The organism is Nocardioides asiaticus, from assembly GCF_040049175.1.
GTDB lineage: Bacteria > Actinomycetota > Actinomycetes > Propionibacteriales > Nocardioidaceae > Nocardioides > Nocardioides cheoyonin.
The window spans coordinates 192,587-204,571 of the sequence record NZ_JBDZDM010000003.1 but is presented as its reverse complement, the minus strand read 5'-3'; the positions used below and the strand labels follow the sequence as shown (position 1 = coordinate 204,571).

The window sequence follows — 11,985 nt, the reverse complement described above, 5'->3', positions numbered from 1 at the left end:
AGGGGGCCGGTCACCGCCCGTCAGCGAGCGGCCGGAGGAGGGTCAGACCGCAGCCGTCGCGGTCGCCGTCGCAGTCCAGGCGGTGGCGTCGATCGTGAGCGGTGGGTCGCCCAGGTCCGCGCGGCAGCGCTCCTTCAGCGCAGCCCGCCGGCCGTCGGAGAGGGAGGCCACGAAGTCGCCGGCCGGCCCCACCCCGAAGGTGTACGGCGTCCACCACTCCTCGAAGGTGTCGTAGCCCACCGACACGGCGAGCTCGGTCTCGACGACGTCGTCGAGCCCGGCGGCGTGCAGGAGCCGGCCGAGGTCGCCCTCGGTCACCCCGGGAAGCCGCTCCTCCCCGGCTGTCCCCGGCCACAGCGCGGTCGCCGCGCGCCACAGCGGGGAGAGCGGCGAGCGGCCACCCGCGATGTCCCACATCGACACCGCCACGGCCCCACCCGGGCGGGTGACCCGGGCCATCTCGCGCAGCCCCGCGACGGGGTCCTTCATGAACGCGACGACGAGCTGCGCGACCGCCAGGTCGACCGAGGCGTCGTCCCAGGGCAGTGCCTCCGCACCGCCGAGCTTGACGTCCACGCCCGGGCAGCGGGTCCGGGCCGCCTCCACGAACGGCACCGACGGGTCCACGGCCACGACGTTCCCGGGCCCGAGCAGCAGCGCCAGCCGGGCCGTCACGACGCCGGGGCCACAGCCGACGTCCGCCGCGCGCGAGCCCGGCGCCGGGTCCAGCAGGTCGAGGAGACGGTCGGCCAGAGGCTCGGAGTAGCGACCCATGAACGCGGCGTACGCCTCCGCCGCGACGTCGAAGGACATCCCGCCACGCTAGCGCCGAGTGACGACCGCCACACGGGCCGGAAGGCCCTGCGGCGCACCGGCTGACTAGCCTTGAGGACGGTCCGTTGACTCCACCAGGGAGCCCTTCGAGACGGTCGCTGCGCGACCTCCTCGGGGACCACCGCGAGATGTCACGAAAGGCGCTCGACGATGAGCACTGAGAACAGCCCTGCCTCCGAGGAGGAGACGGCGCCGTACGCCTCGGCCCCGACGCCTCCGGAACCGGACCGGACCGGCCGCGTCCGGCGCGTACGGACCCACCACCTGCGCGAGATGAAGGAGCGCGGCGAGCGGTTCACGATGCTGACGGCGTACGACGCCCTCACGGCGCGGATCTTCGACGAGGCCGGGATCGACACCCTTCTGGTCGGCGACTCCGCCGCCAATACGGTCTACGGCTACAGCACGACCGTCCCGGTGACCCTCGACGAGCTCATCCCGCTCGCCCGCGCGGTCGCGCGCGGGGCCCGGCGCGCGCTCGTGGTGGGCGACCTGCCGTTCGGCAGCTACCAGGCCTCGCCTGAGCAGGCCTACCTCAGCGCCACCCGGCTCATGAAGGAGGCCGAGGTCGCCGCCGTCAAGCTCGAGGGCGGCGTCGAGATGGCGCCGGCCATCCAGCGCCTCACGCAGGGCGGCATCCCGGTCTGTGCCCACATCGGCTTCACGCCGCAGTCGGAGCACAGCCTCGGCGGCTACCGCGTCCAGGGCCGCGGCGACGCCGCCGAGCGGGTCATGCGCGACGCCCACGCCGTCCAGGACGCCGGCGCCTTCGCCGTCGTCATGGAGATGGTCCCCGGTGACGTCGCCGCGCAGGTGACCAAGGAGCTCGTCATCCCCACCATCGGCATCGGCGCCGGCAACCAGACCGACGGCCAGGTGCTCGTCTGGCAGGACGCCTTCGGCCTCGACAACGGCCGGAAGAACAAGTTCGTGAAGCGGTACGCCGACCTCCACGGCGTACTCCTCCAGGCGGCGCAGACCTATGCCGCCGAGGTGCGCGACGGCTCGTTCCCCGGGCCCGAGCACACGTTCTGACACGCGCGGCGGGGTAGTCCGGGACGGCACGCATGGGTTACTCGCTAGTAAGCCCTGCGTACCGTCCCGGACTATCCCGGCTGGCCGGGTGGATCTTGGGCGAAACCTCTGCGGGGGCGGCCGGTCGGCCTTTACCTTGCGTGACGACCAATTCGTGTCCCACGGGAGGGATCCCCCATGATCAAGCGCCTCACGGTGCTGCTCGCCGGCGCGCTCGTCGCCGCCGGACTCGTCGTCGCCGCCCCGGCATCGCCGGCCCATGCCGCCGGCGACAAGGACTGCGCTGACTTCGCGAACCAGGCGGCTGCTCAGAAGTACTTCCTCGGCAAGGGCGGCAGCCCGTCCAACAACGTCGACCTGCTCGACGCCGACGGCGACGGCATCGCCTGCGAGTCGAACCCCTGCCCCTGCAACTACTCCAAGAGCGGCGGGGGCAGCGGCGGCGGTGCCAGCACGCCCGCCGCGCAGCACAGCAGGGTGACCGTCAAAAAGGTCAAGCACGGCCGCCACGGCTGGACGATCGTCGCCACCGTGACGAAGAACGGCAAGGCGTGGAAGTACAAGAGCACGGTGCTGCAGGCACGGGTCTGCGGGTCCTTCGTGCGCCAGGCCGCCAAGAAGACCGGACCCGGCGGCCGGGCGAGGTTCGTCTACCTGCCGGTCAAGGGCTGGAACCAGATGAAGGTCTGCGGCGTCACGTACCCGAAGGTCAAGTTCCGCGTCCACGTCGCCAGGCAGGGGAAGGTTCCGGCGGCCAACAGCCGGGTCTTCCACATCAGGCGCCGCTGATCGCTGGGCGCGCGGCGGGGTAGTCCGGGACGCAACGGTCGTTCTACTGGCGAGTAACCGACCGTTTCGTCCCGGACTACCCCCCACTCCCCTCCCGGGCGTCTCATCACCCGGAGTCGCTGACAGATGTCACCCCGGCAACGTGAGGGAACGGCGACGTACGGAACGCATCGGTACGCGATGCTTTCGGGCATGAGCGTTCCAGCTGTGCGCCTCGAGGGCGTCACGAAGAGCTTCGGCAGGGTGGAGGCCGTACGCGGCGTCGACCTGGAGTTGAACCAGGGCGAGGTGGTGGCCTTCCTCGGCCCCAACGGCGCCGGGAAGACCACCACCATCGACATGATCCTGGGCCTCTCGCAGCCCACCGGCGGCGCGGCCGAGGTGCTCGGGCACAAGCCCCGGGAGGCGGTCGCCCGCGGGCTGGTCTCCGCGGTGATGCAGACCGGCGGGCTGCTGAAGGACCTGACGGTCCGGGAGACGGTCGAGTACACCGCCAGCCTCTTCGCCCACACCAAGCCGGTCGACGCCGTCCTCGCGGACGCGGGCATCACCGGCATCTCCGGGCGCAAGGTCGGCAAGTGCTCCGGCGGCGAGCAGCAGCGGCTGCGGTTCGCGATGGCGCTGCTCCCCGACCCCGCGCTGCTGCTGCTCGACGAGCCGACGACAGGCATGGACGTCGAGGGCCGCCGCAACTTCTGGTCGGCGATCCGCACCGACGCCGAGCGCGGGCGGACGGTCCTCTTCGCGACGCACTACCTCGAGGAGGCCGACCAGTACGCCGACCGCATCGTGCTCATCAGCAGGGGGCGCATCGTCGCCGACGGCTCTGGGTCCGAGATCCGCGCGCTGGCGGCCGGTCGGACCGTCCGCGCCACCGTCGAGGGCATCGACGCCGACACGGAGGCACGGCTGCGCTCGGTCGGTGGTGTCGACCAGCTCGACGTGCGCGGCGACCGGGTCGTCGTCCACACCAAGGACAGCGACGCCGTCGCGCGCTTCCTGCTCACCGAGACCGCCGCCCGCGACGTCGAGATCACCAGCAAGAACCTCGAGGACGCGTTCCTCAGCCTGACGGGAGACGAGTCATGACGACCCTCGACACCGCCGTCGACACCTCCGAGCGCCGGGTCCCGCCGCTGGGCGGCTTCAACCTGACCCTGCTGCGCATCGAGCTGACCCGGATGCTGCGCAACCGCCGCACGATCGTCTTCACCCTCGTCCTCCCTGCCGCGCTGATGCTCAGCTTCGGCGGGCAGAGCGGCTGGCAGGACCGGGTCGGCTCCGGCAACGTCGCGGCGTACGTCCTGATCTCGATGGCGCTCTACGGCGCCGCCCTCACCTCGGCCGCGACCGGTGCGATGGTCGCCCTCGAGCGCGCGGTCGGCTGGTCCCGGCAGCTCCGCCTGACGCCGCTCAACCCGGTGGCGTACATCCTCACCAAGGCCATCGTCGCGCTCTGCATGGGCGCGCTCGCCGTCGTCGTGGTCAACCTGGTCGGGAGGTCCCAGGGCAAGGCGGAGATGCCGACGCACGTCTGGGTCCTCGCCATGGTCGTCACGCTCTTCTGCACGCTCACCTTCGCGGCGCTCGGCGTGTTCGTCGGCTACCTCGTGCCGAGCGAGAACGCCATGCAGATCCTCGGCCCCGGTCTGGCGCTGCTCTCCTTCCTGGGCGGTCTGTTCATCCCGCTGAGCCAGTACGCCGAGGTGGTGCGCGACATCGCCTACTGGACGCCGATGTACGGCGTCGCCGAGGTCGCCCGGGCACCGCTCACGCACGACCTGCCCTGGTTCGCGGTGGTCAACGCGGTCGGCTGGTTCCTCGTCTTCATCGCGGGCGCGGCCTGGCGGATGAGCAAGGACACGGCACGGGTCTGAGATGACTACCGTTGCTCCCGTGGAGCACCGCCAGACACCCGACCCGGGCGACGCGCAGCCCGACCCCGCGATCCCGGTCGACCCGCTGGCCCAGCGCTTCGGGCGGCCGCGCTGGGCCGGCCCGTGGCTCGCGGCGATCTGGCTGTTCTTCCTCGTCCACCCGCTCTACACCGGTTGGCAGGCGCGCGACACCGTCCGCGGCGTCATCGGGATGCTCGCCACGGTCGCCTTCGCGGCCGCCTACATGGGCGTGTGGGTCAGGGCGCGCAAGCTGCGCATGCGGCTGATCGAGAACCCGCCGCTCCGGTTCGTCGTCCCCTACCTGTTCCACCTGACCCTGCTCGCCGCCGCGATGATCGTCTGCCTCGGCGAGCCGGGCACGGCGTCGACGGTCTACCTCGCCGTGGCCTTCGTGATGTGCCTGCCGCTGCGGGCGGCGCTCCCGACGGCCGGCGTACTCGCCGTGCTCACCGCGCTGAGCGGCTGGCTCTCCGGCTGGGACAGCCAGATCGGCACCGCGTTCGGGATCTGCGCGGCGTCGCTCGCGGTCCTCGGGATGCGGTCGGTGATCCGGCGCAACATCGAGCTCTTCCGCGCCCACCAGGACAACACCAGGCTCGCACTGGCCGACGAGCGCAACCGGTTCGCCCGCGACCTGCACGACATCCTCGGCCACTCGCTGACCGTGATCACGGTGAAGGCCGAGCTGGCCCGACGCCTGCTCGACGCCGGCGAGGAGTCGGCCACCGAGCGCGCCCGGGCCGAGCTGGCCGACCTGGAGCGGCTGTCCCGCGACGCGCTCCACGACGTACGCCGGGCGGTGGAGGGCTACCGCGAGCTGACCCTCCCGGGCGAGCTGGCGCGGGCCCGGGCCGCGCTGGAGGCCGCCGGGGTCACGCCGGTGCTGCCGCAGTCGACCGACGCCGTACCCACCGAGCTGCGCGAGCTCTTCGCCTGGACCGTGCGCGAGGGCGTCACCAACGTCATCAGGCACTCCGGCGCCGGCCGCTGCGAGATCGTGCTGACCTGCGACCGCGCCGAGGTTCGCGACGACGGTGGCGGGCCGGGCAAGCCCGCCGACGGCAGCGGCCTCACCGGCCTGCGCGAGCGGGCGGCCGCGGCCGGCGCCGTCCTCACCACGCGGGCGCTCTCCCCCGGCTTCTCGCTCGAGGTGGCGGCTCGCACGGTGGCGCCGTCATGACCTCACCCATCAGGCTCCTGCTCGCCGACGACCAGGCCCTGGTCCGCGGCGCGCTCTCAGCGCTCCTCGGGCTGGAGACCGACCTCGAGGTGGTCGCCGAGGTCGGCGCCGGCGACGCGGTCGTACCCGCCGTCCTCGAGCACCGCCCCGACGTCGCCCTGCTCGACGTCGAGATGCCCGGCCTCGACGGCATCTCCGCGACCGAGGCGGTCAAGAGAGCGTGTCCGAGCACGCGGGTGCTGATCGTGACGACGTTCGGCCGGCCGGGCTACCTGCGGCGCGCGCTGCAGGCGGGGGCGTCCGGGTTCGTCGTCAAGGACACACCGGCGCCGCAGCTGGCCGACGCCGTACGTCGGGTGTACGCCGGGCTGCGCGTGGTGGACCCGAACCTCGCCACCGACTCGCTGCTCGCCGGGGAGTCCCCGCTCACCCAGCGCGAGACCGAGGTACTGCGCGCCGCACGGGACGGCTCCAGCGTGGCGGCGATCGCGGCGAAGCTGTTCCTCTCCGAGGGCACCGTCCGCAACCACCTCTCCGCTGCGATCGGCAAGACTGGTGCCGCCAACCGCACCGAGGCGGTGCTCACCGCAGAGGGCAACGGCTGGCTCTGAGCGCGCCCCTTGATCGCCCTGTAACGTCGGTCACATGCGCGCCCTCCTCGGACTCGTGATAGCAGCGACGCTCTCGATGACGGCCCTGCCGGCCGCCGCATGCACCGTCTCCGACGCAGCGGACGGCGCAGCCGCCGGCCCCGGCGCGAAGGCGGACCCCGCCGCCCGCACGGTCGCGAAGGCGAAGGTGCCGAAGCTAAGGGTGTGGCGGATGGCCGGCGGCCTGGACCACCCGTGGGACGTCGTACCCGTCGGCAACCAGCGCTTCCTCGTCACCCAGCGGGAGCGGGCCCGGCTGACGCTGATCCACCGGGGCCACAAGAGGACGGTGAAGTTCCCGAGCGGACGGATCTGGGTCTCCGGGGAGACCGGCCTGATGGGCCTCGAGGTGGACCCCGCGTTCACGAAGAACCACCGGATCTACACCTGCTCCGGGTGGAAGAAGAGCGGCGGCGGTCACGACGTACGCGTCATCGCGTGGAAGCTCGACCCCGGCCTCACCCGCGCGCGCATGGTCAGGACCCTGGTCGCCGGCTTCCCGACCAGCACCGGGCGCCACGGCGGCTGCCGGCTGCTGATCAGCCGCAACGGCGCGCTCCACGTCGGGACCGGCGACGCCGCGCAGGGCCGCAACCCGCGCAGCCTGACCTCGCTCGGGGGCAAGACGCTCCGGCTCAACCGGTTCACCGGCAAGCCGTGGCCGAGCAACCCGTGGGTCAACGCCAAGAGCGCGAAGAAGCGCTACATCACCTCGTACGGCCACCGCAACGTCCAGGGCATCACCCAGCGGTCCAACGGCTCGATCTGGACAATCGAGCAGGGCACCTACCGCGACGACGAGGTGAACCGCCTCGTCATCGGCGGGGACTACGGCTACAACCCGGTGCCCGGCTACAACGAGAGCGTCCCGATGACCGACCAGAGCCTGCCCGGCAAGCAGATCGCCGCGCGCTGGCGCTCCGGCAACCCGACGATCGCCACCAGCGGCGGGACGTTCCTGCCGAGCAAGGGGTGGGGTGCGCTCAACGGCGCGCTGGCGGTCGCGGTTCTCAAGGATCACCAGGTCCGCTTCCTCAGCTTCTCGGCGAAGGGCAAGCTGGTCGCCCAGCGCGTCCGGCTCACCCACCGCGGCCGGATCCGCACCGCCGTGGTCGCACCGAACGGGGACCTGCTGGTGACGACCGACCGCGGCGGCGGCAAGGACGTCGTGCTGCGGGTGCACCCTCGCTAGCTAGCGCGACCAGTCGAGCGCGATCCCGCCGACGATCGCGACCAGGAACCACACCACCGCACCGGTGACGGCAGCCCACAGCACCCGGCGGGGGTACGGCGTCCACCAGCGGCACGCGAGCACGAAGAGCACCACCCAGACGGCCAGCAGCAGCACGACCGCCCACCACGGAGCGAAGGTCGCGCTGGCGGCGTAGAGGAAGAGCAGGCACGCCAGCCCGCCCATGCCGACGAACGGCCAGGGCGAGACCTTGCGCAGGATCACTCGTCGGGGTCGTTCCACGCCGGGTCGTTGTCCCACGCCTCGTTACGCTCCTGGGCGATCTCCAACGCCCGGGAGGCCATCTCCTCGGTGGGGTAAGGCCCGAGCCGGTCGATCGGCGGACACCCGTCAGCCCCCTCCACCCGGTGGTGCTTGACGCAGAACCAGTACCTGCCCTCGCTGCTCTCGGCCACATGTGGAACCTACCCCGCGTGCGCCGCCTCGGCGACACATGCTGCAACAACCGTGTTACACGGAAATGAGTAGGTTCCCACCATGAGCGCCATGTTCGACGCCTACGTCACCCGGGATCCGGCGTACGACGAGATGTTCAGCGCTGGCACGCTGCGCCCGCCGTACCGCCGGCTCGGCGACTCGCTGCGCAGACTCACGACCCCGGATCTGGTGAGCCGGGTCGAGGCGCTGCAGGCGAGCTACCTCGACCAGGGGGTGACCTTCGACATCGGCGGCGAGGAGCGGGCCTTCCCGCTCGACATCGTCCCGCGCGTCATCGAGCGGGACACCTGGTCGACGATCGAGGCCGGCGTCCAGCAGCGGGTGCAGGCGCTCGAGATGTTCCTGGCCGACGTGTACGACGCCGGCTCGGTCTTCGAGGACGGCGTGATCCCCCGCCGGGTGATCACCACGTCCAGCCACTACCACCGCGCCGCCGCCGGGGTGCGGCCGCCGAACGGCGCCCGGATCCAGGTGGCCGGCATCGACCTGGTCCGCGACAACGCCGGCGAGTTCCGGGTGCTCGAGGACAACGTCCGGGTGCCGTCCGGGGTCTCCTACGTCATGACCAACCGGCGGGCGATCGCCGCGGCGCTCCCCGAGACGATCACCGAGCACCGGATCCGCCCGGTGGCGAACTACCCGCAGAAGCTGCTCGCGGCACTGCGCGCCGCGGCGCCCGCCGGCGTGGCCGACCCGACCGTCGTCGTACTCACCCCCGGGGTCTACAACGGCGCCTACTTCGAGCACGCGCTGCTGGCCCGGACGATGGGCGTCGAGCTGGTCGAGGGCCGCGACCTGGTCTGCCGCAACGGCCACGTCATGATGCGTACGACGAAGGGGCTAGCCCCGGTGCACGTGATCTACCGGCGGATCGACGACGAGTTCCTCGACCCGGTGCACTTCCGGGCCGACTCGATGCTCGGCTGCGTGGGGATCATCGACGCGGCGCGGATGGGCAACGTGACGCTCGCCAACGCGGTCGGCAACGGCGTCGCCGACGACAAGCTCGTCTACACCTACATGCCCGACATCATCAGGTATTACCTCGGCGAGGAGCCGATCATCCGCAACGTCGACACCTGGCGGATGGGCGACCCGGAGAGCCGCGAGGAGGTCCTCGACCGGCTCGACGAGCTGGTCCTCAAGCCGGTCGACGGCTCGGGCGGCAAGGGCATCGTGATCGGGCCGGCGGCGAGTACCGCCGAGCTCGACGAGCTGCGTGCGAAGATCCTCGCCGACCCGCGGGCCTGGATCGCCCAGCCCGTCGTCCAGCTCTCGACGGTGCCGACGTTCGTCGACGGCAAGCTCGGCGCGCGCCACGTCGACCTGCGGCCGTTCGCGGTCAACGACGGGTCGAAGGTGTGGGTGCTCCCGGGCGGGCTGACGCGGGTCGCGCTGGCCGAGGGCGAGCTCATCGTGAACAGCTCCCGCGGCGGCGGGTCGAAGGACACCTGGGTGCTCGCCGGACCCACCCAGGAGCAGCTCGAGAGCGGCGTCAACGGGTCGCAGGCGCAGTCGCAGAGCCGGTCCCAGAGCCAGGATCAGAGCCGGACGCAGACGCAGGGGGTGGCGTGATGCTCAGTCGGATCGCCGAGTCGATGTTCTGGATCGGCCGCTACATCGAGCGCGCCGAGGACACCGCCCGCATCCTCGACGTCCAGACCCAGCTCATCCTGGAGGACGCGACGATCGAGGAGGAGACCGCCTGCCGCGGACTGCTCGCGGTCATGGGGATCGAGCAGGAGCCCGAGGGCAAGGCCGGGCTGCCGCAGATCCTCGACATCCTGGCGTACGACACCACGTCGCCCACGTCGATGGCGTTCGCCCTCGAGGCGGCGCGCGAGAGCGGCCGCGGCGCCCGCGAGACGCTCAGCGTGCCGCTGTGGGAGGCGCTCAACACGACGTACCGCGCGATCCCCTCGGGGATCTTCGCCGCCATGCGGGCGCCGACCCTCTTCCAGTGGGTGCGCGAGCGGGTGGCGCTGGTGAACGGCACCGCCGACGCGACGATGATGCGCGACGAGAGCTGGCAGTTCCTCATGCTCGGGCGCTACGTCGAGCGTGCGGACATGACCTCCCGGCTGGTGGCCACCACGTCGCTGTCGGGCAGCGGCTCGACGACGCCGTGGACCTCGACGCTGCGCGCCTGCGGGGCGTACGACGCGTTCCTGCGCACCTACCGCGGGCTGGAGACCGAGCAGGGCGCGGCGGAGTTCCTCATCCTCGACCGGCTCTTCCCGCGGTCGGTCGTCTTCGCGCTCAACCGCGCCGAGGAGTCGCTCGACAACCTCGAGGGGACCACCCGCCGGGCCGGCTTCACCGACGAGGCCCACCGGCTGATCGGCCGGATGCGCGCCGAGCTGGAGTACCGCCCGCTCCTCGACCTCATGCACGACCTGCCGACGGAGATGGAGCGCGTCCAGCGCACCTGCGCCGACGCCACCGAGGCGGTCGCGCGGCGCTACTTCGCCGGCGCCGAGGCGATGAGCTGGCAGGGGATCTGAGAGGGACTGGACATGAGCATGCAGCTGCGCATCGTGCACACCACCGGGTTCGCGTACGACGGCAAGGCGGTCGCCTCCTACAACCAGGCGCGCCTCACGCCGCTCACCACCCGCGAGCAGATCGTGGTGCACCACCGGCTCGAGGTCTCCCCCAAGCCGTGGGTCCACGAGTACCGCGACTACTTCGGCAACCAGGTCACGGCCTTCGAGATCGTCGAGCCGCACGAGTCGATGAGGGTCACCGCCACCAGCACCGTGCAGGTCAGCAGGCCGCCGACGGCCCCTCCGACGATGACGTGGGAGAAGGTCACGACGCCCGAGGTCGCCGACCGGTGGACGGAGTACCTCATGCTGCCGCCGCTGGTCTCCCCGCCCGAGGACCTCGCCGTCGCGGTGAAGGACGTCGCCGCGTCCTCGACGCTGCCCGGTGAGGCGGTGCTCGCCGTCAGCGCGCTCGTCAACCGAGAGGTGGCGCTGACGCCGGGCGCGACCCAGGCCGGCTCACCGGCCAGTGAGGCCTGGGCGCAGCGCGCGGGCGCCGGCCAGGACGTCGTACACCTCGCGCTCGGCGGGCTGCGCACCGTCGGCATCCCGGTGCGCTACGTGTCCGGCTACGTCCACCCCAGCCCGGAGCCGGCCGTCGGCGAGGCACACGTCGGCGGCTCGCACGCGTGGCTGGAGTTCTGGGACGACGGCTGGCACCCGTACGACCCGATCAACCTGACCGAACCGGGCGACACGTACGTCGCGGTCGCCACCGGCCGTGACTACACCGACGTCAAGCCGCTCTCCGGGATCTACTCCGGCGCCGCCACCTCGACGATGACCGTCGAGGTCGAGGTCACGCGTCTGGCGTAGCGTCGCTCCCGGCCTGCTGGGCGAGCCGGTTCTGCACGCGGTAGACCGCGGCGTGGTGGTCGTACTCGTCGCTCATCACGGCCGCGAGCCGCAGGTGCGGCAGGGCGTCCTCGAGGCGGGACTGACGCTCGAGCACCCGGCCGAGCGCGTGCCTGCACCAGACGTCGCTCGGGTCGTCCTCGACCAGCGCACGCAGGTCGTCCTCGGCCTTCGCGAGCTGCGCGCGGAGCATGTAGGCCCACGCACGCAGGCTGCGCAGCCCGGTGTTGCCCGGGTCCTCCTCGAGGGCGGGCTCGATCACCTCGAGCGCCTCCTTCGGGAAGCGGCGCGCCAACAGGTCGTGGGCAGTGCGGTACGCCGACTCGGGGCCGCTCGCGCCGGGGAAGATCACCGGCGGGGCCTGGAGGTCGAGCGCCTGGTCGTCGCGGACGTCGCCGATCGGCTCGGTCACGGCGTCGGGGCCCTGGAAGTCGTTCTGCTGGCGGAAATCGGTCACGCGCGGTCAACACGGAATGGCCGTCGTCTGTTCCCTGGTTCTAGGCTGTCG

Annotated in this window: 14 protein-coding genes; 10 read left to right on the top strand and 4 right to left on the bottom strand. The window is 71.9% G+C overall.

All coding sequences use genetic code 11. From position 1 onward, the window contains the following. Nucleotides 1–42 precede the first annotated feature (42 nt). On the bottom strand, nt 43–813 hold the full coding sequence (locus ABLE53_RS11590; RefSeq protein ID WP_348859087.1) for a class I SAM-dependent methyltransferase: 771 nt from the start codon (nt 811–813) through the stop codon (nt 43–45). A gap of 171 nt (nt 814–984) precedes the next feature. On the opposite strand from ABLE53_RS11590, the gene panB reads away from it, so the two are divergent. From panB to ABLE53_RS11555, 7 genes are all read left to right on the top strand, one after another. Beyond that, on the top strand, nt 985–1,869 hold the full coding sequence (gene panB / locus ABLE53_RS11585) for a 3-methyl-2-oxobutanoate hydroxymethyltransferase (protein ID WP_348859086.1): 885 nt from the start codon (nt 985–987) through the stop codon (nt 1,867–1,869). A 177-nt stretch (nt 1,870–2,046) separates the two neighbouring features. Next, entirely contained in the window at nt 2,047–2,658 is a 612-nt protein-coding gene (locus tag ABLE53_RS11580) for an excalibur calcium-binding domain-containing protein (RefSeq protein ID WP_348859085.1), read from the top strand. A 192-nt stretch (nt 2,659–2,850) separates the two neighbouring features. Then, on the top strand, nt 2,851–3,747 hold the full coding sequence (locus tag ABLE53_RS11575) for an ABC transporter ATP-binding protein (protein ID WP_348859083.1): 897 nt from the start codon (nt 2,851–2,853) through the stop codon (nt 3,745–3,747). Further along, the gene (locus ABLE53_RS11570; RefSeq protein ID WP_348859082.1) at nt 3,744–4,535 is read left to right on the top strand and encodes an ABC transporter permease; all 792 of its coding nucleotides are present in this window, start codon (nt 3,744–3,746) and stop codon (nt 4,533–4,535) included. Before ABLE53_RS11575 ends, ABLE53_RS11570 begins: the two co-directional genes overlap by 4 nt. Nucleotides 4,536–4,554: 19 nt before the next feature. Beyond that, nucleotides 4,555–5,736 (top strand): sensor histidine kinase, encoded by a 1,182-nt coding sequence (locus tag ABLE53_RS11565; RefSeq protein ID WP_348859081.1) that lies wholly within the window; start codon nt 4,555–4,557, stop codon nt 5,734–5,736. Next, nucleotides 5,733–6,347: a response regulator gene (locus ABLE53_RS11560; protein ID WP_348859080.1), complete on the top strand. Its 615-nt coding sequence runs from the start codon at nt 5,733–5,735 to the stop codon at nt 6,345–6,347. Before ABLE53_RS11565 ends, ABLE53_RS11560 begins: the two co-directional genes overlap by 4 nt. A gap of 34 nt (nt 6,348–6,381) precedes the next feature. After that, entirely contained in the window at nt 6,382–7,578 is a 1,197-nt protein-coding gene (locus tag ABLE53_RS11555) for a PQQ-dependent sugar dehydrogenase (RefSeq protein WP_348859079.1), read from the top strand. Here the strand turns inward: ABLE53_RS11555 and ABLE53_RS11550 are convergent, their stop codons facing one another. Further along, nucleotides 7,579–7,842 carry a hypothetical protein gene (locus ABLE53_RS11550; protein WP_348859078.1) on the bottom strand — a complete coding sequence of 88 codons (264 nt, stop codon included), beginning with the start codon at nt 7,840–7,842 and terminating at the stop codon, nt 7,579–7,581. Beyond that, nucleotides 7,839–8,033: a hypothetical protein gene (locus tag ABLE53_RS11545; protein WP_348859077.1), complete on the bottom strand. Its 195-nt coding sequence runs from the start codon at nt 8,031–8,033 to the stop codon at nt 7,839–7,841. Before ABLE53_RS11545 ends, ABLE53_RS11550 begins: the two co-directional genes overlap by 4 nt. Before the next feature lie 82 nt (nt 8,034–8,115). Between ABLE53_RS11545 and ABLE53_RS11540 the strand changes: the two genes are divergently transcribed. Genes ABLE53_RS11540 through ABLE53_RS11530 form a run of 3 tightly spaced genes read left to right on the top strand, consistent with a single transcriptional unit; the run spans nt 8,116 to nt 11,438 of the window. Further along, complete coding sequence (locus ABLE53_RS11540) at nt 8,116–9,651, top strand: circularly permuted type 2 ATP-grasp protein (RefSeq protein ID WP_348859075.1); 1,536 nt, start codon at nt 8,116–8,118, stop codon at nt 9,649–9,651. Further along, on the top strand, nt 9,651–10,580 hold the full coding sequence (locus tag ABLE53_RS11535) for an alpha-E domain-containing protein (protein ID WP_348859074.1): 930 nt from the start codon (nt 9,651–9,653) through the stop codon (nt 10,578–10,580). Before ABLE53_RS11540 ends, ABLE53_RS11535 begins: the two co-directional genes overlap by 1 nt. A gap of 12 nt (nt 10,581–10,592) precedes the next feature. Beyond that, the gene (locus ABLE53_RS11530) at nt 10,593–11,438 is read left to right on the top strand and encodes a transglutaminase family protein (RefSeq protein WP_348859073.1); all 846 of its coding nucleotides are present in this window, start codon (nt 10,593–10,595) and stop codon (nt 11,436–11,438) included. On the opposite strand, the gene ABLE53_RS11525 is transcribed toward ABLE53_RS11530, so the two are convergent. Further along, nucleotides 11,422–11,934: a tetratricopeptide repeat protein gene (locus ABLE53_RS11525; protein ID WP_348859072.1), complete on the bottom strand. Its 513-nt coding sequence runs from the start codon at nt 11,932–11,934 to the stop codon at nt 11,422–11,424. The genes ABLE53_RS11530 and ABLE53_RS11525 overlap by 17 nt on opposite strands. Between the last annotated feature and the right edge of the window lie 51 nt (nt 11,935–11,985).

Coding starts and splice junctions, on each gene's coding strand:
- ABLE53_RS11535 (WP_348859074.1), top strand. CDS start 9,651: ATGCTCAGTCGGATCGCCGAGTCGATGTTCTGGATCGGCCGCTACATC.
- panB (WP_348859086.1), top strand. CDS start 985: ATGAGCACTGAGAACAGCCCTGCCTCCGAGGAGGAGACGGCGCCGTAC.
- ABLE53_RS11530 (WP_348859073.1), top strand. CDS start 10,593: ATGAGCATGCAGCTGCGCATCGTGCACACCACCGGGTTCGCGTACGAC.
- ABLE53_RS11540 (WP_348859075.1), top strand. CDS start 8,116: ATGAGCGCCATGTTCGACGCCTACGTCACCCGGGATCCGGCGTACGAC.
- ABLE53_RS11580 (WP_348859085.1), top strand. CDS start 2,047: ATGATCAAGCGCCTCACGGTGCTGCTCGCCGGCGCGCTCGTCGCCGCC.
- ABLE53_RS11555 (WP_348859079.1), top strand. CDS start 6,382: ATGCGCGCCCTCCTCGGACTCGTGATAGCAGCGACGCTCTCGATGACG.
- ABLE53_RS11560 (WP_348859080.1), top strand. CDS start 5,733: ATGACCTCACCCATCAGGCTCCTGCTCGCCGACGACCAGGCCCTGGTC.
- ABLE53_RS11590 (WP_348859087.1), bottom strand. CDS start 813: ATGTCCTTCGACGTCGCGGCGGAGGCGTACGCCGCGTTCATGGGTCGC.
- ABLE53_RS11570 (WP_348859082.1), top strand. CDS start 3,744: ATGACGACCCTCGACACCGCCGTCGACACCTCCGAGCGCCGGGTCCCG.
- ABLE53_RS11575 (WP_348859083.1), top strand. CDS start 2,851: ATGAGCGTTCCAGCTGTGCGCCTCGAGGGCGTCACGAAGAGCTTCGGC.